At 47.1% G+C, this 22,077-nt stretch carries 17 protein-coding genes; 10 read left to right on the forward strand and 7 right to left on the reverse strand.

Annotated elements, in window-relative coordinates; translation table 11 throughout:
• The first annotated feature begins 217 nt into the window (after positions 1–217).
• The 7 genes from porU (at position 218) to DXN04_RS11450 (ending at position 10,121) form a co-directional block, all read left to right on the forward strand.
• A complete protein-coding gene (porU, locus tag DXN04_RS11420) occupies positions 218–3,565 on the forward strand; it encodes a type IX secretion system sortase PorU (protein WP_158568975.1) in 3,348 nt (1,115 codons plus the stop codon).
• A gap of 166 nt (positions 3,566–3,731) precedes the next feature.
• Entirely contained in the window at positions 3,732–4,862 is a 1,131-nt protein-coding gene (porV, locus tag DXN04_RS11425; RefSeq protein WP_233525567.1) for a type IX secretion system outer membrane channel protein PorV, read from the forward strand.
• 108 nt (positions 4,863–4,970) lie between these two features.
• Positions 4,971–5,471 (forward strand): 2-C-methyl-D-erythritol 2,4-cyclodiphosphate synthase, encoded by a 501-nt coding sequence (gene ispF / locus DXN04_RS11430; RefSeq protein WP_116853493.1) that lies wholly within the window; start codon positions 4,971–4,973, stop codon positions 5,469–5,471.
• A gap of 28 nt (positions 5,472–5,499) precedes the next feature.
• Positions 5,500–5,943 (forward strand): dUTP diphosphatase, encoded by a 444-nt coding sequence (gene dut, locus DXN04_RS11435; protein WP_116853494.1) that lies wholly within the window; start codon positions 5,500–5,502, stop codon positions 5,941–5,943.
• 3 nt (positions 5,944–5,946) lie between these two features.
• Positions 5,947–7,767, forward strand: a complete 1,821-nt coding sequence (locus DXN04_RS11440; protein WP_116853495.1) for a tetratricopeptide repeat protein — start codon at positions 5,947–5,949, stop codon at positions 7,765–7,767.
• Positions 7,768–7,783: 16 nt separating this feature from the next.
• Positions 7,784–8,614 (forward strand): DUF4292 domain-containing protein, encoded by an 831-nt coding sequence (locus DXN04_RS11445; RefSeq protein ID WP_116853496.1) that lies wholly within the window; start codon positions 7,784–7,786, stop codon positions 8,612–8,614.
• Between the two features lie 22 nt (positions 8,615–8,636).
• A complete protein-coding gene (locus DXN04_RS11450) occupies positions 8,637–10,121 on the forward strand; it encodes a murein hydrolase activator EnvC family protein (RefSeq protein WP_116853497.1) in 1,485 nt (494 codons plus the stop codon).
• 50 nt (positions 10,122–10,171) lie between these two features.
• Here DXN04_RS11450 and bshA read toward each other — a convergent pair whose 3' ends face one another.
• The gene (gene bshA / locus DXN04_RS11455; protein ID WP_116853605.1) at positions 10,172–11,320 is read right to left on the reverse strand and encodes an N-acetyl-alpha-D-glucosaminyl L-malate synthase BshA; all 1,149 of its coding nucleotides are present in this window, start codon (positions 11,318–11,320) and stop codon (positions 10,172–10,174) included.
• A gap of 249 nt (positions 11,321–11,569) precedes the next feature.
• On the opposite strand from bshA, the gene DXN04_RS11460 reads away from it, so the two are divergent.
• Both DXN04_RS11460 and DXN04_RS11465 read left to right on the forward strand, forming a co-directional pair.
• Positions 11,570–12,946 carry a M20/M25/M40 family metallo-hydrolase gene (locus DXN04_RS11460; protein ID WP_116853498.1) on the forward strand — a complete coding sequence of 459 codons (1,377 nt, stop codon included), beginning with the start codon at positions 11,570–11,572 and terminating at the stop codon, positions 12,944–12,946.
• Positions 12,947–13,025: 79 nt separating this feature from the next.
• Positions 13,026–13,406: a hypothetical protein gene (locus tag DXN04_RS11465; RefSeq protein WP_116853499.1), complete on the forward strand. Its 381-nt coding sequence runs from the start codon at positions 13,026–13,028 to the stop codon at positions 13,404–13,406.
• A 37-nt stretch (positions 13,407–13,443) separates the two neighbouring features.
• On the opposite strand, the gene DXN04_RS11470 is transcribed toward DXN04_RS11465, so the two are convergent.
• From DXN04_RS11470 to DXN04_RS11490, 5 genes are all read right to left on the reverse strand, one after another.
• Positions 13,444–14,160, reverse strand: a complete 717-nt coding sequence (locus DXN04_RS11470) for an SAM-dependent methyltransferase (RefSeq protein WP_116853500.1) — start codon at positions 14,158–14,160, stop codon at positions 13,444–13,446.
• Positions 14,144–14,923, reverse strand: coding sequence for an EI24 domain-containing protein (locus DXN04_RS11475; RefSeq protein ID WP_116853501.1), 780 nt, complete (start codon positions 14,921–14,923; stop codon positions 14,144–14,146). Before DXN04_RS11475 ends, DXN04_RS11470 begins: the two co-directional genes overlap by 17 nt.
• A 287-nt stretch (positions 14,924–15,210) precedes the next feature.
• Entirely contained in the window at positions 15,211–16,230 is a 1,020-nt protein-coding gene (locus tag DXN04_RS11480) for a PorP/SprF family type IX secretion system membrane protein (protein WP_116853502.1), read from the reverse strand.
• Between the two features lie 309 nt (positions 16,231–16,539).
• Entirely contained in the window at positions 16,540–17,193 is a 654-nt protein-coding gene (upp, locus tag DXN04_RS11485) for a uracil phosphoribosyltransferase (RefSeq protein WP_116853503.1), read from the reverse strand.
• A 146-nt stretch (positions 17,194–17,339) separates the two neighbouring features.
• Positions 17,340–19,178: a YfbK domain-containing protein gene (locus DXN04_RS11490; RefSeq protein ID WP_116853504.1), complete on the reverse strand. Its 1,839-nt coding sequence runs from the start codon at positions 19,176–19,178 to the stop codon at positions 17,340–17,342.
• A 98-nt stretch (positions 19,179–19,276) separates the two neighbouring features.
• On the opposite strand from DXN04_RS11490, the gene DXN04_RS11495 reads away from it, so the two are divergent.
• Complete coding sequence (locus DXN04_RS11495) at positions 19,277–20,341, forward strand: anhydro-N-acetylmuramic acid kinase (RefSeq protein WP_116853505.1); 1,065 nt, start codon at positions 19,277–19,279, stop codon at positions 20,339–20,341.
• A 96-nt stretch (positions 20,342–20,437) separates the two neighbouring features.
• On the opposite strand, the gene ade is transcribed toward DXN04_RS11495, so the two are convergent.
• Positions 20,438–22,075, reverse strand: coding sequence for an adenine deaminase (ade, locus tag DXN04_RS11500; RefSeq protein WP_116853506.1), 1,638 nt, complete (start codon positions 22,073–22,075; stop codon positions 20,438–20,440).
• Positions 22,076–22,077 lie beyond the last annotated feature (2 nt).

Raw genomic sequence — 22,077 nt, forward strand, 5'->3', positions numbered from 1 at the left:
TTTTCAAAGGAGGGATGGCATACGTATTAATTTAATATTATCTGCGTCCCCGAATGTGCTTATGTTCAACAGGTTTTTCCCTTTCGGTATACTAATATACGGTTTTCAGGATATGCTGTGATATGGTAAGCAATTTTTCCTTTTCCAGCGCCTACTGGTTGGTCGATTCAGGAGATAAATATAGAGTAATTTTGTTATGTTTGCGCAAATTCCCTGCATGAAATTTTATGGACTGTGTTACATACTGTTAGGTGTGGTGACCTGGCTTTTACCAGCCCAGGCAGCAGGCCGTACAGTACCGCATACAGGCCATTCGGTGCTGGCAGCAGGTACCTGGTACAAACTTGCCATTGCCCGGGAGGGAATCTATAAGATCGATAAGACCCTGCTTAATAGTATGGGCATCAATACTTCTTCCGGAATTCGCCTCTATGGCACCGGTGGGCGCATGCTCCCGGAGGCTGTAAGCAGTAGCCGTTATGACGATCTCCCGGAGCTCGCTTTGATGGCCGTAGATGATTACCTGTTGTTTTATGCCCCCGGACCTCATAGCTGGACTTACCAGGGCAGCACCTATTCTCACACACTTAATTTATATAGTGATACCGCTTATTACTTTCTACAGGTAAGTAGCGGGGGCAAACGCATTGCCACTGATGCCGCTGCGCCTGTATCCACTACCACTGTGCAGAGCTTTGATTATCATGACTATTATGAAAATGATAGCCTGAACCTCCTGCAGAGTGGCAAACAATGGTGGGGGGCTGCTTTCAGCACCGCCCAAACCAGCAGAACGATTCCCTTTACATTGCCGTTTACACCTACTTCGCTCAGTATCAATACCAGAGTAGGTGCCCGTAGCGGTGGTACCAGCAGGTTCGATATGGCTATAGCCGGCAAAACCGGGGGCACCCTTACACTGGGTGCCATCACCGGCAATATCTTCGAAGCATTTGCCACAACTACTTCCGGTACTTTTACTACTACTCCGGAAGGTACCGCCTGCCCCGTCACCTTTACTTTTAGACCGGGTGCCAGTGGGGCTACGGGGTGGTTGGATTATATCAACCTGAATGCACGCATTCCTTTACAATTAACTACCAATGCACCTCTCTTTTTCAGAGATGCAGGTTCAATAGGGCAAATACCAAAGTTCCTATTACAGGGTGCAGGCCCACAAACCAGGATATGGGATATCACTGATCCGATCAATCCAATACAATTAACTACCAGCCTGAATGGCACTACCTTGTCATTCAGCCGCGAATCATCCACGCTACATGAATATGTAGCTTTCGAAAATCAGGGCATCCTTTCACCGGCTTATATGGGTACTGTTGCCAACCAGGATTTACATGGCAGCAGTGCTGCGAATATGCTGATCATCACTAACAATACTTTGTCTGCAGCAGCCCAACGCCTTGCCAGCTGGCATACTTCCCACGATGGCTTGTCCGTACAGGTAGTAGATGTAGCGCAGATCTATACAGAGTTCAGTTCCGGTAGTCCTGACCCTACTGCCATCCGTGACTTTATCAAAATGTGTTACGACAGGGGTGGCCTGCAATATGTATTGCTGTTCGGTGATGCATCATATGATTATAAATATCGTATTAACGGCAATACTAATCTGGTGCCTACCTGGCAGAGCACCATTTCCATTGATCCTATTTATGCTTACCCTTCCGATGATTTCTTTGGGTTTCTTTCTGATGCCGACGATATCAATGACGCAGGTATGGCCAATCAGATGGTCGTAGGAGTGGGGCGCTTACCGGTAAAGAATACCAGTGAAGCAGATGTAGTTGTCAATAAAATAATTAATTATCACAGCGCTTCCCGCCTGGGCCGCTGGCAGCAGCATATCACGTTTGTAGCAGACGATGGAGATGATAACCTGCATTTACAGGATGCAGAAAGCATGAGCAGTATCACCGCACAACAATGGCCTGCGGGCAACATCAACAAGATTTACCTGGATGCATATACCAAAGTATCCGATGCCGCCGGCAGCCGCTATCCTTCGGTGAATACGGCTATTGCGGAGGATATGTACGATGGTACCCTGATCTGGAATTATACAGGTCATGGCAACTATTCCCGGCTGGCAGAAGAAGTGATCATGGATGCATCTTCACTTTCGGCCTGGAAAAACAGTACGAAGTTACCTTTGTTCATTACGGCTACCTGCGACTTTGCACCTTTTGACAACCCTGCCTACAATTCCCTGGGAGAGCAGGTGCTGCTCCAGGAAAACGGAGGTGGCATCGCATTGATGACAACCACGAGAGCAGTATTTGCAGCATCAAACAAGGTATTGAACGCCAACTACCTGACGAAGCTCCTGACACCTGGCATCGATGGCAGGATGCCTACACTTGGCACCGCAGCCATGGAGGCTAAGAACCTGACCTACAGCACCTATAGCGATATTCCTAATAACCGGAAGTTCCAGTTGTTAGGAGATCCTGCATTGACACTGGCCTTCCCGCAATATCATGTTGTAACAGATTCCCTGCTGGATGTAAATGGGAATGCCGCCGATACGATGAAGGCTATGGGAAAATACACGTTCATGGCACACATCGAAGATGCGCAGGGCAATGTAGTCAATGATTATAATGGTAAAATGTACACCACTGTGTACGATAAACCATCAGCGCAGTATACCCTTGCAAATGATGCCGGAAGTACGAAAACCAGCTTTTATTTGCAGCAGCATATTTTATTTAGTGGACAGCAAACGATAAAAAATGGAAGGATTTCCGGTACCTTTATAGTCCCGCTGGATATTGATTATACCACAGGGGCAGGAAGTATTAGCTATTTCGCCACGGATAGCACTACCACGGCAGGAGGCCTGTACGCCGCATTCCAGGTTACAGGCAGTGCTACGGAAACGGATACTGATACAGAAGGCCCCACTGTTAGTGGTTATCTCAATGGCAGTGGTTTTGTCAACGGAGATATTACCAGTGAAAACCCGGTATTATACCTACAGCTTTACGATCTTCATGGCATAAATACCACGGGAAATGGTATTGGTCATGATATAGTAGCCACCCTTGATGAAGACAACAATCAGTATTATATACTGAACAACTTTTTTGAGGCTTCGCCGGACAGCTATCAGTCGGGTACTGTCACCTACCCACTGTATGGATTGACCGCCGGGTCACATACGCTTACAATCAAAGTATGGGATACCTACAACAATTCCAGTACTTACACGGTACGGTTCAAAGTGGTTCAGTCATCGCAGGCGCTCTTCCAGGATGCCGGATGCTACCCAAACCCCTTTCATGACCAGACACAATTTACGCTTGAGCATAATCAGCAGGGTGAGGATCTCGATATCACTATCAGGATCTTTACGCTGGCAGGGCAGCAAATAAAAACTATCCGACATACAATAAATGCAGCGGGTAGCCGTTATCTAGGGGCGAATTGGGACGGCAGGAACGATGCCGGAGCCAAGATGCCGCCTGGGATCTATTTCTATAACATCATGGTAAATGCTAATGGCAAGAGGAAGATTTTAGGTGGAAAAGTGATCTTATATTGACCTATGCATCAAAAGAATAGACTAGATTCGCAAATCCCTAGCCAGGCCCCTGTTTAAGATTTATTCTAAATTTGAATTTATTTTTACATCTCGTTCTAAACACTATTGCATGTATAATTGCATGAACAAGACGGCAACACTAAAAAATGTAATTTTCACCTGTTGCATGTTTCTTAGCTTATCAACCGCAGCACAAATTACCACCGGCCAGCTGGATGGTCGTACCAACACCATCAATACAGCGGTGCCGTTCCTGCGCATCTCTCCTGATGCGAGGGCTGGTGCTATGGGTGATGTCGGTGTTGCCACGTCTCCTGATGCTAACTCAATCTACTGGAACCAGGCTAAACTGCCTTTTGCCACTACAAGATCTGCCATTTCTGTTACCTACACTCCCTGGTTGAAAGAACTGGTGAACGATGTATTTCTTGCCAATTTAGCAGGTTATTACCAGCTGGATGAGTTCCAGACCGTTTCCGGTTCACTGCGTTACTTCTCCCTCGGTACCATCAACTTTACTGATATTAACGGTACACCAACGTCCGATTTCCGCCCCCGTGAGTATGCCCTGGATGCAGGTTACTCCCGTAAGTTGTCCGACAACTTCTCTGTGGCCATCGCTGCACGTTATATCTATTCGAACCTGGCCAGCGGCGACGTAAACGGTCAGGTGATCAAGGCCGGTACCGCTTTTGCGACCGACTTATCCCTGTTCTATACCAAAGATTTTGAAAAGGACGACGGGGTGAAAAATACTTGGAACGTAGGTGCGGCCTTTACCAACATCGGTACCAAGATCTCTTACACCTCTTCTGCGACCAATAAGGACTTTATTCCTACCAACATGGGCCTGGGTACTTCCTACACATTTGGCCTGGACCAGATGAATAAGATTATGCTTGCCCTCGACATCAACAAACTGCTGGTGCCTACACCAGACAGTTCCGGCGATTACAGGAACAAGAGCGTTATTTCCGGTATCTTCTCCTCCTTTGGCGATGCGCCGGGTGGTATGTCTGAAGAACTGCAGGAAGTGAGCGTATCTGCAGGTGGTGAATATTCCTACAACGATCAGTTCTTTGTGCGTACCGGTTACTTCTACGAAAACAAAAACAAGGGTAACCGCAAGTATGTAACTGCTGGTATCGGTGTAAAGTATAATATGTTCGGCCTGAACTTCTCTTACCTGGTACCTTCAGGAAATGGGATCCAGCGTAACCCATTGTCCAACACACTCCGCTTCTCGCTGGTGTTTGACCTCGGTTTCAAGGCCGACACGAACGAAGCTACCTGGTAAGGTAGCTGATATTGAAATAGTTAATATTTTTTTAAAATATATAAATCCCTCGGATATTTCCGGGGGATTTTTAATTTGCACCCAGAACCACTTATATTAACGACAACTATGGCAAAACTGAGAATTGGATTAGGCGTTGATTTTCATCAATTAACGGAAGGTAGAGATTTCTGGCTGGGCGGCGTTTTAGTGCCTCACCACAAAGGGGCCCTGGGCCACAGCGATGCCGATGTACTGCTGCACGCTATTTGCGATGCCATGCTGGGAGCCGCCAGTCTGGGCGATATCGGTGTTCATTTCCCTGATACGGACAATACATACAAAGGTATAGACAGCAAGATCCTGTTACAGCGCACCCAGCAACTTATTGCTGAGAAAGGCTACCAGGTGGTAAATATCGACAGCACACTCTGCCTGCAGGCACCTAAGATCAAACCTTATGTACCTCAAATGCAGGAAGTAATTGCCAATATCCTGAAACTGACTACCGAGGAGGTATCCATCAAGGCAACCACCACTGAAAAGCTGGGTTTTGTAGGCCGGGAAGAAGGAGTAGTCGCTTACGCAACCGTTTTGTTGGAGAAGGAGGAAGTGCCTTATACTCGTTAAACCAGATAATTAGTAATATCTTTGTCCAATGGCAGCTATTACAGTCAAAATAATTAACAAATCTGCGAATCCACTCCCTTCATATGCCACTGCCGATTCGGCGGGCATGGACCTGAGAGCAAACCTTGAAACAGCCATCACCCTGCAACCCCTCGAAAGGGTCCTGGTGCCAACCGGCCTGTTCATGGAACTGCCCGCAGGTTATGAAGCACAGATCAGACCCCGCAGTGGTCTGGCCTTTAAACAGGGCCTGACTATCCTGAATACACCTGGTACAATAGATGCCGATTACAGGGGTGAAATAAAAATCATCCTCATCAATCTGTCCAATGAACCTCAGGTGGTAGCCCCCGGTGAAAGAATCGCACAGATGATCATCGCGCCATACATCCAGGCTAATCTGGAAGCTGTAGAGCTGCTTACTGAAACAGATCGGGGTGCCGGTGGTTTTGGACATACCGGAAAATCATAATAAATGCACAGGTCCCTTAAAAAGAATGCAACTGCCACACAATGCGCAACCTGCCTGCCAGACTTTAGTCGTTTTGGCGGCGCGTTGTTATTTTTATTGCTGGGGCTGGGCTTTTTAAGTGCCTGTAAGACGGGTAAACCTGCTACTACCAGGAATACTACCGTATATATCAAGGATCCTACGATCCTGCAGCAGCGGGCAGACAGCCTGTTCTTCGCTGCAGAACGCTCCAAGATCTTAGGTGATTACCGTACCGCTATTACCCAGTTCTCCGACTACCTGCGCCTCGTCAAGACCAATCCCACCGCTTATTACGAGCTGTCAAGACTGTTCATCGAAGTCCGCAATCCCGGGTATGCGCTGGGTTTTGCCAAGAGAGCAGCCAGCATGGACACCACCAACAAATGGTTCCAGATCACCCTGGCCGATGCCTTTGGTATAGCAGGACAGTTCGACAGCGCATCTGCCGTATACGGCAAGCTGGCTATCCGATACCCTGACAACGATGAGTATCTCTACAACAAAGGGATGTTTCTTACCAAAGCAGAACAGCCTGAAGCAGCCCTGGCTGTTTTCAACCAACTGGAAAAGAAAGTCGGTCTTGTAGAAGAACTGGCTATCCAGAAGGAAAGGTTACTGCTCAAACTGGATCGGGTAGACGATGCGGCAGAAGAAATTCACAAACTGATCAATCAATACCCCGGCGAAGTAAGATATTACCTGCTGCTGGCAGATATTTATAACGCCAACGACCGGATGGATGAGGCCATAGCACTGTACAAAAGCAGCCTTGAACTGGACTCAGCAAACCCCAGGGCACTGATCGCACTGGCTAACAACGCCAAAAAGAACGGGGACCACGCCCAGTACTGGAACTACCTCACCCGCGCCTTTGCAAATCCGGACTACAGCATAGACGAAAAAGTATCTTACGTATATCCATACCTGCAAATGCAGGGTACAGACACCACCAAACTGCGGGAAGGATTACAACTCGCCCAGCTGGTCATAGAAGCTCACCCCGAAGAGGCCAAAGCCTATGCACTGCAGGCAGATATGTACTCCCAGGCAAATATGCTGGATAGTGCACTGTATGATTACAAAAGAGCAGTGGCACTCGATTCCACACGTTATAGCGTATGGTACCAGCTGATGTGGATTTATAGCCGGAAAGAAGACCCGGCTAACTTGCTGAAAGTGAGTAATCTGGTGGCTCAACGCTTCCCGAAGGAATTTATGGGGCACTATTTTCAAGGGGTGGCCAACTTTTTGCTACAGAATTATCCGGCATCCATCGAGGCACTCAATGAGGCATTGATCAACGGTAATGTGGACAAAAGTATGAGGGCGGATGTGTATTCCCTGCTGGGAGATGCTTATCATGCCACAGGACAGCACGAAGACTCAGACAGCAGTTACGACCGATCGCTGGTACTGAAGCCGGATGATGCCACCGTTTTGAACAACTACAGCTATTACCTGTCACTGAGAGGTGAACAATTGTCGAAAGCAGAATCGATGTCCCGCCATTCGCTGGAACTGGAACCAGGAAGTATTAACTACATGGATACATATGCCTGGGTCATGTTCAGGATGGGCAGGTACGAACTGGCTAAGCAATGGATGGAAAAAGCACTGCAAACGCCGCAGGGGAAAGATAATCCAGGTATGCTGGAGCACTATGGCGATATACTTTTTAACCTCCACGATGTGGACAAAGCCCTGGAATACTGGCGTTTAGCAAAGGAAAAAGGTGCTAACTCCATAGGCCTTGCCCGCAAAATAGCAGAGAAGCGGTACATACTGGCAACAGAACGTGAATAAGGGATAACAAAAGATCATGATGAAGCAAACATTAGCACTTATAGCATTAGGTATTGTAAGCACGGGATTGTTTTCATGCAGGCATACGCGGAAGATAGCCGGTACGTCGTTTCCTGTTACAGATACTTCAAAACATACACCGGTAGCAGATAGCGCGGGCAACGCTGAAGCTGCGGCATTCAATAAAGACCTGCTGGGTAAAATCCAGAGCAACGTCATTGCCTACAAAACTTTCTCCGCTAAGCTGAAAGTAGATTACGAATCAGATACCAAGTCGCCCCCTGAAGTAACTGCCAATATCCGCATGACCAGGGATAGCCTGATCTGGATCTCTGTATCAGCACCCATCATCGGTGAAGTAGCACGTGCTATCATTACTCCGGATAGCCTCAAGGCTGTCAATAAAATGGATAAGAAAATATACCTGCGCGATATGAAAAACGCACAGGATCTCCTCAATATCCCGTTCGATTTCAAAACTTTGCAAGACATGATCGTCGGCAATCCGATCTTCCTGACAGATTCCATCTTCCAGGTAGTAAAGACACCGGCGGTGATTTCATTCAGCTGTGAAAGTGAAGTCTTTACAAGCCTGTTCAACGTATTTGCTGATGACTATGTATTGCAGCAAAGCAAGGTAATGGACAAGGATAAGGAGAAAGGGCGCTCATGCGAGCTGACCTACGGAGAATATAAAACCATGGGGGGACATAAGTTTGCAACCCGCCGCCGCGTTTTTGTAGAAGCTAAGGGCGTAACGAAGATCAACATGGAATTTAACAAAGTTGACTTTGACCAGCCTGTCAGCTATCCGTTCTCAATGCCTGCAGCTTATACAAAGGAATAGTTAGTAATGTGCAGTATTGTACATGAAATTTGTAAATTGCTATTTTGCAGTTATCTTTAAAACCATCATGCTGAATCTGAAGAAGTTTCTCCCATTAGTATTAGCAATAGGATTACTACCGGCCTTGCTCCACGCACAGGCTCCCACTCAATCGCGGGAAGAACTTGAGCATAGAAAAAGAGAGCTGCAGAAGGAAATCGATGAAGCCAACCAGGCCCTGAAAGAAACGAAGAAATCTACCAGGGAAAGCCTCAGTCAGCTGAGAGCACTGAAAGAAAAGATTTCCCTGCGTTCACGCCTCATCAATAGTATCAACGAAGAAATCAACTTCATCAACGGAGATATCAATACTGCTTATCGTGACATCAAGACCCTGGAGAAAGACCTGGATACCCTGAAGTCACAATACGCTCAGCTGGTCGTATATGCCTACAAGAACCGTAGCACTTACGACATGCTGAACTTCATCTTTTCTGCACAGACTTTCAACGACGCGATCAAGCGCTATCAATACCTGAAACAATACCGTGATTATCGTCGCCGGCAGGCAGACAATATCCTGTCTACCCAGGTATTGCTGAACAAGAAGATTGAAAGCCTGCGTGAGCAGAAAGAAAAGCGCTCAGGTACCCTGAAGACAGAGCAGGAACAACGCACCATTCTCGAAGCTGATAAAAAGGAAAAGGATGAGGTGCTGACCGGACTGAAAGGAAGAGAGAAAGAACTGGTAGCGGACATCAACAAGAATAAGAAGGATGCCCAGAAAGTGCAGGCTGCTATCCAGGCAGTAATCCGTCGTGAAATAGAACTGGAGCGTAAAAAAGCAGAAGAGGAAGCACTGGCAAAACGTAAAGCAGCAGAAGAGAAGAAACGCAGGGAAGAAGCTGCCCGTAAAGCCGCCGCCGCTGCCGCTGCAGCAGCTGCCGCCAATAAGGCCGCTGACAATAATACGGCAAAGACAGAACCTAAAGCTGCCGCACCGGAACCTAAGCCGGAAGTGGTGAAGACTCCGCCGCCGGCACCGGCAGATGATGATAAACCAGTTCGTACAGAAAACGTCCTGGAAGCAACACCAGAAGCACTGGCCCTGTCAGAAAGCTTTGAAAATAACAGGGGTAAATTACCATGGCCGGTAGCATCCGGCAATATCATCGGTCACTTCGGTAAACAACAACATGCGGTGATGGAAAGGATCACAGTAGAAAATGATGGTGTCATCATCGGTTGTAGCAAAGGAGCGCCGGTGAAAGCAATCTTTACGGGTGAAGTGAGAAAAGTGGCAGTGATACCTGGAGGAGGATCTCTCATCATTGTAAGACATGGTCAGTACTTTACAAACTATGTACGCCTGCAGTCAGTAAACGTGAAGTCCGGGGATAGGGTAACGACCGGGCAGGTAATTGGTACTGCCGGTACAAATGAACTGGAGAACCTGGGAGAAGTTGAATTACAAATCTATAAAGGGGTAGTAAGGCAGAATCCTGAATCCTGGATCAGAAGGAAATAAAAGCAATAAAAAAGGCCGGCTGTTTTACAGCCGGCCTTTTTTATTGCTCTTTATTTTGCTAATACAAGCGTCTTATTAATCACCTCTTCATACAGCGCCTCATACTGCGGTATCACATTGCTGATATGGAACCGCTGCGCCTGCTCCAAAGCCCCCTTCCTCACTCTCGCCAGCTTCTTCTCATCCGTCAGCAACTCTATTGCATGCTTCGCCATACTATTCACATCCCCTACAGGACTCAAATACCCCGTCTCCCCATGAATATTCACCTCCGGCAATCCTCCTGCATTGGAAGAAATCACCGGCACCTCTGCCGCCATGGCCTCCAGCGCTGCCAATCCAAAACTCTCATAATCCGAAGGCAGTAAAAACAGGTCAGAGATAGACATCACGTCTTCCAGCTGCTCCTGCTTACCCACAAACCTTACATCTCCACAAAGGCCCATCTCCCTGCACATACACTCAATCGTTGGCCTGTCAGGTCCATCACCCACCAGCAGCAACTTAGCCGGCACCTGCTCCCTAACCTGGGCAAACACCTTGATCACATCCGGCACTCTCTTCACCTTCCTGAAGTTCGACACATGCAGCAAAACCTTCTCCCCATTTGGAGCAATCGCATCCCTGAAATGCTTCAGTTCCGCTTCCCGGCGCTTAAAGCGCTCAGTATCAACAAAGTTGTAGATCACTTCAATATCCTTCTCGATCTGGAAAGATTTATAGGTCTCCTCTCTCAGGTTATTTGACACCGCAGTGATGGCATCAGACTCATTAATAGAGAAGGTCACCACCGGTGCATAGGTCTTATCCTTACCTACGAGCGTGATATCCGTACCATGCAGGGTTGTGATAAACGGCACGACACGACCGGTTTTACTCACAATCTGCTTAGCGAGGTAAGCAGTAGAAGCATGTGGAATGGCGTAATGCACGTGCAGCAGATCCAGCTGCTGATTGAGAATTACATCCACCATGGTACTACTCAATGCTGATTCGTAGGGAGGGAAGTCAAAAAGAGGGTAGGTAGGTACCTGCACCTCATGATAATATATATTGGCATGGAAGGCATTTAGCCTTACAGGTTGCTGATACGTGATAAAATGTACCATATGCCCCTTGTCCGCCAGGGCTTTTCCAAGTTCCGTTGCCAGTACGCCACTACCCCCATAAGTAGGGTAACATACTATTCCTATACGCATGTTTGTTTTTTTAGAATGGATAACACCGAATGCAGAGCGCATCTTGCAGAACACGGCTTACATTATTACAGGTCTACAAAATTATAACATTTTAGGATGACATATCGGGAATTTGGGATTAACGGTGTCTGCCGCTGGTCATATTGAAGTATTTCCTCCCATGGAAACAGCCGCCCATCTATGTTAATTTTGAATTAACAGGGACTAATGATTAGTTTTAGCCCTTAAATTGACAGTGTTTATATGTTTATGAGAAGATACATTTTGCCGGTATTGCTTAGCTGTACTTTACCGGCGCTAGCGCAACAGAAAGAGGACGATTCCCTGGCCTTTCGCCATATTGCCAACGAAATCCTGACCAACAGTAAGGCATATGCTAACCTGAAAGTATTAACCTCTGAAGTAGGTGGCCGCCTGGCCGGTTCCCCCGGTATGGTGAAAGCCGAAAAATGGGGTGTAAAGGCCCTGAAAGAAGCCGGTGCTGATACCGTATACTTACAGGAGTGTATGGTGCCTCACTGGGTAAGAGGTGCGAAGGAAGAAGCCCGTATCATCAGCCGTCGCCGTGACTTCATTCCACCACTGGCTGTACTGGCCCTTGGTAATTCAGTAGGCAGCGGTCCTGCCGGTGTCACTGCTCCTGTAATAGAAGTCGCATCTTTCGATGACCTGGAAGCAAAGAAAGACCAGGTGAAAGGAAAGATCGTGTTTTATAATTATCATTTCAATCCCACCTTCATCCACACCTTCGAATCTTATGGAGATGCGGTGAAATACAGGGGTCGTGGTGCCAGTGCTGCAGCTAAATATGGTGCTACGGCGGTGATCGTTCGCTCTATGTCGCACGGGGCGAACAATTTCCCTCATACCGGTGCCATGAGCTATGACGAGGCTTATCCGAAGATCCCTGCAGTAGCGATTGGCCTTGAAGATGCAGACCTGCTCAGCAACCGCCTGAAAGATGAAAAGGACCTGAAAGTATACCTCCGCACAAATGCAAAGATGCTGCCTGATACCATTGGTCACAACGTGATCGCTGAGCTGAGAGGGAGTGAACACCCTGAACAGATTATCACCGTAGGTGGTCACCTGGATTCATGGGATGTAAATGAAGGCGCACATGATGATGGTACCGGTTGTGTACAGGCAATTGAAATACTGAGAACTTTCAAGGCGCTGGGTATTCGTCCAAAGCACACGATCAGGGTAGTATTGTTTGCGAACGAAGAAAACGGTACCCGTGGTGGTAAAAAATATGCAGAAGTAGCCAAAGCGAAAAATGAACAGCATATCTTCGCTTTAGAGAGCGATGCAGGTGGATTTACACCCCGTGGATTTGCATTTACCATGCCTGCGGAAAAGAAAGCAAAGATCCAGTCATGGGCACCTTTATTCCGCCCTTACGAAGTGACTGATTTCACAGAAGAAGGTGGTGGTGTGGATGTAGGCCAGCTTGCAGAAGCTATAGGTGTGCCAATGGGCGAACTGCTGCCGGATTCACAAAGATATTTCGACCTGCATCACGCAGCAAACGATGTATTCGCTGCGGTGAACAAACGTGAACTGGAACTGGGAGCATTCAGCATGGCCGGTTTGTTATACCTGATTGATGAGTACGGACTTTAAATAACTATAGGCGAATCATCTGGCTGGCATTTGCACGCCAGGTGCTTCGCCCGGAAGTTCATTAATAAAAACACATACTATGGGCAGGTTCCTTTTTACTGTAATAGCAGTGGTGGTGTTGCTGATAGCGGGGGTAGTAGGTTACAGGTATTATTTCGTGTTTGGCCGGGGTGTAAAAGCCGGTGAGCTGAACTACTTTGTTGAGAAAGGTTATGTATTCAAAACCTATGAAGGCCGGCTCATACAAAGTGGCTATCGCTCCAGGCAGCCAGGCGCTTTACAGTCAAATGAGTTCCGGTTTTCTGTGACGAATGATAGGGTGGCAGAGCAGTTAATGCGGAGCAGTGGGAAATTTGTGGAGCTGCATTACAAGGAATATCTCGGTGCTTTACCCTGGAGGGGTTTTAGCAATTTTATCGTGGATAGCGTGTTGTCAATAAAAGATCCCGTTTATCAATAGAAAAAAAGCGCTTTTACCGAAGGTAAAAGCGCTTTTTTTATTGTGCCAGGAACAGGAAGATCGCCGGTCGCTTATGCAGCTCCGGCAACTGCTTTTTCCAGTCTTTGACAGTCTTCGTTTTAATAAACTCTTCCGGCCCTGTTATATCAGCCGCAATGCACAGGAGCGTTGTCTCTTTACAGGTACTCAGCAAATCCCTCACCAGGTGGTTATTCCGGTAAGGTGTCTCGATAAACATCTGTGTCTGGTGTTTCTTTATCGATTCCAGTTCCAGGTCTTTAATCGCTTTTACACGCTCGCCTGGCTTCACTGGCAGGTAACCTACAAACTGGAAGTTCTGTCCGTTCATACCAGATGCAATCAATGCCATCAGCATTGAATTGGGCCCTACCATTGGTATGATGGGAGCATCTATACTATGTGCAGCTAATACGATCCGGTGTCCGGGATCTGCAATGGCAGGACAGCCTGCCTCACTCATGATACCTATGTCTTTTCCTTCCAGCAGGAACTTCTTAGCCTGTTCTGAATCGGAAACCTGGTTCATACCAGGACCCTGCATTAACAGGATTTGCAGGTTGTCAATATTAATACTTCTGTCCAGTGCCTTCAGGTACCTCCTTGCGGTACGTTCATTCTCCACAAAGAATACGCTGATCTTTTGTACAGCCGCTGTAACGTATGGCGGAATAGTGTGCAGTCCTTCGGGACTCAGCACAGTGGGAATCAGGTATACTTTACCAGGTTGCTCCATGTAACAGGCGTTTATCAGATAAATGAATAGTTGCAGCAATCACCGCGTAGGAAGGAGCCATGATCCATCCTAATACAGGAATGAACATCAATAAATAAAACACCATACCATTGCCCAGGGCAATACCTCTGTGTGCGCGTATAAATTGAATACTTTGTTTCGTATTGAGCCTGTGTCTTTCACAGCTATAATCTACCATGGAGAAGCCATAGAAATATGCCTCAATAAAGAAGGCAAACAATGGCGTGATCCATCCTACAATCGGGATAAAGGACAAGATGATCAGTACTATCACACACACAGTCTGGTTAAGGCTATTACGGATTGACATCACGATGCCTCTTACCATATCTTTCATAAACTGTTGCCAGCTGAAAGGGTATTCTTTCCTGTCCATGAGTGCTTCCGTCTTTTCGGAGAGGTACGAAAACAGGGGAGAACCCAATACCAGGAAGAGGTATTTGTAGTAAGAAAAACAGAGTAGTAAGATCATGAACCGGATGGAGAGTCCCAGCAGGATAAAGAAGAAACTGATCCAGCTGCTTTCGAGGTCCTGGATCCAGACTTTCACCGGAAGCAGGTTAAAAAGGTATTCAACAAAGTCCCCCGAATATCCCCACACAAAATATATCCCCGTCATGAAGAGTATGCAGTACACGATACCAGGTATCAGTATCCATTTCCATAACTTGTGCTGCATGATAAACTGATGTGCTTTCCCATAAGCCTGTACGGCCGCCAGTACTTCTCTGAATGAAAACAAAATTCTAGTGTTTTTGAATTAGTTATAGCATTATTCGCATTGATCGGATTGTAAATAACTAAAAATCACGATAAAAACCCTAAAAAATTAAGCTGAGTGCGAAATAGCGGGGATTATTGGGATAAAATCCCTGAAAATAGTGATGAATCCGGCCAATCGGCTGCTGTCGCCAGTAGCCATAATCAAAAGCATTTATGGCATAAAAATGAATCAACGGGATGTCCTGAAAAACAAAAAACCTGCCCGTTTATAGCAGGCAGGTCTCTTTATTTTGGTTTATGTCAGACTTAGAATCTTGGACACATGGTCTTATACTTGTTACTATCATTCCTTCTGTGAATATAGATCACTGACAGTTCCAGACCACCGCGGTAGTTGGAAGCGGGTTTCAGTGAAGATACGTTCATATCGTATGTCAGACCTACGGTGAAGCCACCGATTTCCAGGCCTACATAAGGATTGATCGCATCTTTCAGACGGTACCAGCTACCCAGGTAGAATACAGTAGGATTTTCTTCCATACCGCCGCTCAGGTCAAAGCCATAAGCACCACCAAAGGTAAACTCGCTTGCAGTGCTCTGTTTCATATACAGGGCGGATGCGTGAATGCGGTTAGTACCATTTACAGGGAAGGAACCTCCTCCATGTACAGTTACGCGTGATGTCAGCCTGTTGTTGTTCTGTTGCATGAACGTTTCAGTTGGCTGTGTGATATGGTATAAGGAGACACCGGCGTAAATGTTGGAAGATTCACCGACCAGACCGTTATACAGGATCCCAATGTTTGGATCCAGATAAGAGATGTTCGGGTTTGCAATGGTTTCACCGCTGGGTATAGACGGGTTATAACCATTATTGTCTATCTGATTTTCGAATACCAGTTTGCTTTGATCCAGGCGTTTGGATACATATGTAGCCTGTACACCTACGGCGAGGGTATGGTTTCCTTCCGGATCCAGACCTTTGTGATAAGCAGTACTAAAGCTCAGGTAGGTAGAGGTGAGTGCACCGCCACCGGTTCTGTCATACATAGCCATCAAACCTACGCCCCAGATATCAGTATAGGAAATCACATTCTTGAGAATGCCGAAGTCGATTGCAGCAGTTCCTGTAGTGAAAGGGGTGGAGATGCTTCGCCATTGTTCACGGTAGTTACCGGATACTCTGTAGTCGCCGGAGAACAGACCCGTCATTGCAGGATTCAGCGTCATTGGAGATGCGAAAAACTGCGAAAAATGGGGATCCTGCGCCCTGGCGGGGTTCATCAGATAAAGGGTGATCGTTAAAAACAGCAACACTTTTTTCATAGAGCAATACTTATGTATAGGGTTTCTCGTGCCTACATGTGAAGGTACACAAAGCTCGTCATATCTCAAATTAAAATTATATAACTTTAACACTGAGAAACCTCTAAGACGTTCAGAATTATTGGTTTATTAACTTTATTTTTCCCTTACAAAACTACCGGGCAACCGGGGTTTGACTTATTTTGGCTGTATTGCTGCACACCCGGACCAGATGGCCCGGAATTCTTTCCTGTAGCCGCTCGAATCAATGCTAACCGGACCTGTAGTGGCAGATCCGGTTACTCTTCTGTTACTATTTTTAGTAAGATCTTAATTTTGTAGTTTATTTCCAAAGGCAAGGTCACCTGCATCACCCAATCCAGGTACAATGTATCCCTTGGCGGTGAGCTCATCATCAATATCCCCGGCCCAAATGGTCAGGTTATTGTCCGCATATCGTTGTACATATTCGATCCCTACGGTGCAGGCGATTGCTACCACCAGGTGAATGTGTTTTGGTTTTCCAATGCTTTGCAGATGTTCGATAGTTTTTACCAGCGACGCACCTGTAGCCAGCATAGGATCAGATATGATGACTATCTGGTCTTCGATGACAGGACTGGATACATATTCCAGGTTGATATCGAATGAACCATCATGATTATGCTTGCGGTATGCCGATATGAAAGCATGGTCGGCCTTGTCAAAATAATGAACCAATCCCTGGTGCAGGGCTAAACCCGCTCTCAGGATGGTAGCTAGTACTGGCTGTTGTTTCAGCACCCGGCAATTGGCAATTCCCAAGGGGGTTTGCACTTCCTTTTCCTCGTATTCCAATGTCTTGCTGATCTCATAGGCAGCAACTTCACCCACCCGTTCCATGTTCCTTCTGAAACGCATTCTGTCAGTTTGAATTTCCATGCTCCTGATCTCACTCAGCCATTCTCCTACTAGTGAATTGGTACTACTCAGATTTACTATCATGGCTGCAAATTACCACTTTTTTCAATCCAAAAAAGAAGGGGCCGATGGAAAAACACCGGCCCCGGAAGCTATAAGGCGCACTTTCGAGCTTAATAAAAATGTCCCCCTTCAGCAATACTTTGGTTAACAATGGAATGAAAGGCCGGCTAATTATCGTCAGTATCCGCCATGACATTGGAATAGGCCGGTGTACCATTGTTCAGTAACCGGGCTTTTTTGACCAACTGTATGAATTCTGCCCGGTAGCCTTCCTTATCAGGTCCTTTGGCACTCTCAGCAAGGCTTAAGACCTGCGCGTAGCTTGCATTTCCCTTGAATTCTGAGTTCCTCAGCAGCATCCCGAATGCAGCGACAGCAGTGGCCATTTTAAAGTCGTCCGTCACCCTGCTCATAGGTACCACATTCCAGCGCATTCTCTGTGAAAACACCCTGCTGCTGTTGGATTTTGGCTTCTTATAACGCACATTTACCGTTAGTGCATCTTCATTCCAGTAGGTCATCATCCTGTCTCCCTGGTCGGGTTTTAGTCCATAGGGCAGGTGATCATCTTCAGGAGCTGCGATCTCGTACAATGCAGTCACAGTATGGCCTGCACCCATTTCACCACCGTCTTTTTTATCATCGTCAAAGTCTTCAGTATTCAGCATTCTGTCTTCATACCCGATCAGGCGATAAGAACCCACATAATGAGGGTTAAATTCGACCTGCAGTTTTACATCTTTGGCCACCGTAAAGAGGGTGCCGCCAAACTCCGATACCAATGTACGGCGGGCTTCTTCGTAGGTGTCGATATAGGCATAGTTGCCGTTGCCCTTGTCTGCCAGGGTTTCCAGTTTGTTGTCTTTCAGGTTGCCCATACCGAAGCCCAGTACAGAGAGGAAAATGCCTTTTTCTTTCTTCCCGGAGATGAGGTTTTCCAGCTCGCTTTCGCTGGAGATTCCCACATTAAAATCACCATCGGTAGCGAGGATGACGCGGTTATTGCCATTCTCCAGGTAACCGGCTGCGGCAGTGTTGTATGCCAGTTGAATGCCTGCTCCACCGGCAGTGGATCCGCCAGCTTCCAGTTTATCCAATGCATCCATGATGGTGATCTTTTCACTACCAGGTGTAGACGGCAATACGATGCCTGCTGCCCCTGCATATACGACGATCGCTACATGGTCGATGGGGCGGAGCTGCTGTGTGAGTGCTTTTAGTGACTGAATCACCAGTGGCAGCTTGTTGGGGGCACCCATGGAGCCTGATACATCGATGAGGAAAACCAGGTTGGCAGGAGGGAGTTTCTCATTCGATACTTCCATGGCTTTCACACCGATTCTTAGCAGCTGGTGCCTGGGTTCCCAGGGGCATTTCATCATGTCTGTATAGATAGCTACCGGGTCATTACCGCCAGGCGGCCTATATTGGTAGTCAAAATAATTGATCATTTCTTCCACCCTGACAGCATCGGCAGGAGGGAGCTCGCCATTGTTGAGAAAACGGCGTACGTTGGAGTAGGCGGCTCTGTCTACATCCACAGCGAAAGTGCTGAGCGGATGGGCTTCTGCATTCATGAAGCGGTTGCCGGCAATAGGGTCATATTCTTCATGGTCAGGATCTTTTCCGGAGATAGTGGACACGCAACCGGAAGTACTATACCTTTTGGAAGTAACGCCATATCCTACCACTAACACCTCGCTTAACTGTGACTTTGAAGGCTCCAGGGATATTGAAATATTGGATTGTTTTTCAGCAACCGGGATTTCTTTAGTGGTATAACCAATCAGACTGGCTACTAAAGTAATATTCCCTTTTGGGGCACTGAGGTGGTATTCACCCTTCGCATTCGTAATGGTGCCAAGTGCAGTACCTTTTATCCTAACGGATACACTGGGTAGTGGCTGGTGGCTGTCGGTATCGCTGACAATTCCGGTCAGGATCCGCTGGGCCTGCGCCTGGATATTAATAAGCCCTGCCAGCAACAGGAATAGGTACTTTAGCATAGTCAAATGGTTTAATCTGCTTCATGATGCTGGTCAGGGTATAGATTCCATAATCCCCGGGAAAAAAATATCGTATAGATTTGCACAAATTTTAGGGCATGGTATACAATGTAATTGGAGTTACTTCAGGTAGCTCACTTGATGGCTTGGACCTGGTGTTTGTAGGTTTGACAGAGGTGAGAGGCAAGTGGACGTATGAAATCAAAGCCGCTGAGCGTAAAGCATATACAGAAGACTGGAAGGAAAAACTGTCAAATGCAGCGAACCTGCCTGCAAGAGATTATTTTCTGCTGCATAGTGAATACGGGCATTATATCGGGCAAGCGGTAAATGATTTTATAGCTACCCATGGTTTTGATCACCAGGTACATTTTATCACCACGCATGGTCATACTGTATTCCACATGCCTTCTCAGAAGATGACGGCACAGCTGGGCGATGGTGCGGCTATTACGGCGGTGACAGGTCTCTCCGTGATCAGCGACCTCCGGGCGATGGATGTTGCGCTGGGTGGTAAAGGTGCACCTTTATTGCCGGTAGCAGAGCAATTGTTGTTCCCTAACCTGGCTTACAGGGTGAACCTGGGAGAGAATGCCACTATTTCCGCGCAGAAAGATGGAGAACTGGTAGCATTTGATGTATGTCCCTGCAATTATGTGCTGGATGCACTGGCGGAAACATTGGGTCGTGCGTATGATGAAGATGGAAAGCTGGCTGCTGGCGGAGTTACCGATCAGCAACTGCTGGATGCGCTGAACGGCTTGTCATATTATGCACAGCCTTATCCAAAAACACTGACAAATAAGTTTGGTACCACTACCGTGTTGCCCCTGATTCAGGGGCATCAGCTGTCAACACAGGGTAAGTTGAATACCTATACGAAACATATTGCTGCCCAGATAGCGAAGGCGGTGAATCTGATTGGCGGAGAAGGAGGAGAGGTGCTGCTCACAGGCGGGGGTGCACATAACAGCTACCTGGTAGAGGCAATCAAAGCATCAGGTTTGAAAGTAACACAGCCTGACGAGCAGACGCTGACATTCAGAACAGGGTTAATGATTGCATTGCTGGGGACTTTGAGATGGAGACAGGAAACAAATGCATTTGCATCTGTAACGGGTGCAGACCGCGATAGCGTGGGTGGAGCGCTCTGGAGCAACTAACGGGGTAGTTGAAATTTCTTTTTAGCCTGCCGCAGGCGCAGGCCCTGGCAACCCGATTGACTTTTACCGAAGGTGAAAGTCAATCGGGTTGTTTTTTTATTGCACTAATGGCGTAAAGGCAAATACATCTCCATCAAACAATCCTTTGTCACTCAATTTCAAATGTGGGATCACCAGCAGTGCCATAAATGACAATGTCATAAACGGTGCGCCCAGCTCACTCCCCAATCCCTTCGCTGCCTTATCCAGCTGACTATACTGCTCTGCCACAGTATACCCATCCAGGTTACTCATCAATCCGGCTACAGGCAAAGGTAATACACGCACTTCGCCATTATCGGCCACACTCACACCACCCTGTGATGCAATCACTGAATTGATAGCCTGCACAATGCTTTCATCATCCACACCTACCGCAATAATATTATGACTGTCGTGTGCCACAGAAGATGCAATGGCACCACGTTTAAATCCAAATCGCTTAATAAACGCCAGTGCCACAGGAGCAGGATTATACCTGTTCACCACCACCAGTTTCAATACATCTTTTTCTACATTGCTGTACAGTGCACCATCAAGGACCGGCAATTCTTCTATCAATGTATTCGTGATCAGCTGACCATCTAATGCTTCGATGACCTTTACTTTTGCAGTACTACCTTCAACCACTATACGTAAGTCTTCTATAGAGACCGGCTTGCAGTCAAAATTATTGATCACCGGTGCTACAGGTGCTGTTATCAGCGTTTTCCCGTCTTTGGCTACCAGGATACCGTTTACATAAGTCGCCTGGATGTTGAATTGCTGAAGATCGTTGGTAACAATAAAATCTGCTGCATCACCTACTCTCAGTAATCCCGCCGGGATCTTATAATGCTCTACAGGGTTGATACATGCTGCACGCAATACTTTGAAGAGATCTACACCATGTGCCAATGCTCTCCGCACCAGCACATTGATATGTCCTTCCACCAGGTTGTCAGGATGCTTGTCGTCACTACAGAACATCATGTTATCAGAATGCGCATGCAACAGGTGCACCAATGCTTCGAAGTTCCTGGCAGCACTACCTTCCCTGATGAGGATCTTCATGCCATACTTCAGTTTATCCAGCGCTTCTTCGGCAGTAAAACATTCATGATCCGTACTAATGCCTGCGTCGATATATTGTTTTGCTGCATCGCCTCTCAGGCCTGGTGCGTGGCCATCTACGGGCTTGTTTACTTTCTTTGCAGCAGCAATCTTAGCCATTACATCCGGATCATTATGCAGCACGCCGGGAAAGTTCATCATCTCTGTGAGATATAATACTTCAGGCAATGCAAGTAAGGCTTCCACATCGCTCACAGTAACAGTCGCCCCGGCTGTTTCAAAGATGGTAGCAGGTACACAGGAAGGTGCGCCGAAGCAGAATTTGAACGGCACTGTCTTTCCATTATCCAGCATGTATTTCACACCTTCCACGCCACATACGTTTGCAATTTCATGCGGATCAGATACTGTAGCTATTGTACCATGCACCACGGCCAGCCGTGCAAATTCCGAAGGCGTGAGCATCGCGCTTTCCACATGCACATGTGCATCTACAAAGCCTGGTAAAATATACTGCTGATAAGTACCCTGGTCTTCGCTGATACTGCTGATCTTTCCATCGGTGACCTGTATGGTGCCGGGGTAAATGCGTTGTGCAGGAATGTCTATGATATTGCCAGAGATCTGGAAGTGCTGTGCCATGA

The sequence above is a fragment of the Chitinophaga silvisoli genome (assembly GCF_003412465.1).
GTDB classification, from domain to species: domain Bacteria; phylum Bacteroidota; class Bacteroidia; order Chitinophagales; family Chitinophagaceae; genus Chitinophaga; species Chitinophaga silvisoli.

Excerpts from the sequence above, each read along its gene's own strand:
- DXN04_RS11460 (WP_116853498.1), top strand. The coding sequence starts at position 11,570 with ATGAGAAGATACATTTTGCCGGTATTGCTTAGCTGTACTTTACCGGCG.
- DXN04_RS11450 (WP_116853497.1), top strand. The coding sequence starts at position 8,637 with ATGAAATTTGTAAATTGCTATTTTGCAGTTATCTTTAAAACCATCATG.
- bshA (WP_116853605.1), bottom strand. The coding sequence starts at position 11,320 with ATGCGTATAGGAATAGTATGTTACCCTACTTATGGGGGTAGTGGCGTA.
- DXN04_RS11490 (WP_116853504.1), bottom strand. The coding sequence starts at position 19,178 with ATGCTAAAGTACCTATTCCTGTTGCTGGCAGGGCTTATTAATATCCAG.
- ispF (WP_116853493.1), top strand. The coding sequence starts at position 4,971 with ATGGCAAAACTGAGAATTGGATTAGGCGTTGATTTTCATCAATTAACG.
- DXN04_RS11495 (WP_116853505.1), top strand. The coding sequence starts at position 19,277 with ATGGTATACAATGTAATTGGAGTTACTTCAGGTAGCTCACTTGATGGC.
- ade (WP_116853506.1), bottom strand. The coding sequence starts at position 22,075 with ATGGCACAGCACTTCCAGATCTCTGGCAATATCATAGACATTCCTGCA.
- DXN04_RS11470 (WP_116853500.1), bottom strand. The coding sequence starts at position 14,160 with ATGGAGCAACCTGGTAAAGTATACCTGATTCCCACTGTGCTGAGTCCC.
- DXN04_RS11465 (WP_116853499.1), top strand. The coding sequence starts at position 13,026 with ATGGGCAGGTTCCTTTTTACTGTAATAGCAGTGGTGGTGTTGCTGATA.
- DXN04_RS11445 (WP_116853496.1), top strand. The coding sequence starts at position 7,784 with ATGATGAAGCAAACATTAGCACTTATAGCATTAGGTATTGTAAGCACG.
- upp (WP_116853503.1), bottom strand. The coding sequence starts at position 17,193 with ATGATAGTAAATCTGAGTAGTACCAATTCACTAGTAGGAGAATGGCTG.
- DXN04_RS11440 (WP_116853495.1), top strand. The coding sequence starts at position 5,947 with ATGCACAGGTCCCTTAAAAAGAATGCAACTGCCACACAATGCGCAACC.
- porV (WP_233525567.1), top strand. The coding sequence starts at position 3,732 with ATGTTTCTTAGCTTATCAACCGCAGCACAAATTACCACCGGCCAGCTG.
- DXN04_RS11480 (WP_116853502.1), bottom strand. The coding sequence starts at position 16,230 with ATGAAAAAAGTGTTGCTGTTTTTAACGATCACCCTTTATCTGATGAAC.
- dut (WP_116853494.1), top strand. The coding sequence starts at position 5,500 with ATGGCAGCTATTACAGTCAAAATAATTAACAAATCTGCGAATCCACTC.
- porU (WP_158568975.1), top strand. The coding sequence starts at position 218 with ATGAAATTTTATGGACTGTGTTACATACTGTTAGGTGTGGTGACCTGG.